A 642-nucleotide genomic window follows, 5' to 3' on the forward strand; every position below is an offset into this window, starting at 1 on the left:
ATGTGTTTGACGTTAGCGACAGAAGAAGCACCGGCTAACTCCGTGCCAGCAGCCGCGGTAATACGGAGGGTGCGAGCGTTAATCGGAATTACTGGGCGTAAAGCGCATGCAGGCGGCTTGTTAAGCCAGATGTGAAAGCCCGGGGCTCAACCTCGGAATAGCATTTGGAACTGGCAGGCTAGAGTCTTGTAGAGGGGGGTAGAATTTCAGGTGTAGCGGTGAAATGCGTAGAGATCTGAAGGAATACCGGTGGCGAAGGCGGCCCCCTGGACAAAGACTGACGCTCAGATGCGAAAGCGTGGGGAGCAAACAGGATTAGATACCCTGGTAGTCCACGCCGTAAACGATGTCTACTTGGAGGTTGGTGTCTTGAACACTGGCTTTCGGAGCTAACGCGTTAAGTAGACCGCCTGGGGAGTACGGTCGCAAGATTAAAACTCAAATGAATTGACGGGGGCCCGCACAAGCGGTGGAGCATGTGGTTTAATTCGATGCAACGCGAAGAACCTTACCTACTCTTGACATCCAGAGAACTTTCCAGAGATGGATTGGTGCCTTCGGGAACTCTGAGACAGGTGCTGCATGGCTGTCGTCAGCTCGTGTTGTGAAATGTTGGGTTAAGTCCCGCAACGAGCGCAACCC

1 rRNA gene is annotated in these 642 nt (G+C 53.4%); it reads left to right on the forward strand.

Annotated features, from left to right (window positions below):
• Positions 1 to 642, forward strand: a 16S ribosomal RNA gene (locus tag R2X38_RS26620); the annotation flags it as partial.

It is taken from the genome of Photobacterium rosenbergii (assembly GCF_033022775.1).
GTDB classification, from domain to species: Bacteria; Pseudomonadota; Gammaproteobacteria; order Enterobacterales; family Vibrionaceae; genus Photobacterium; species Photobacterium rosenbergii_A.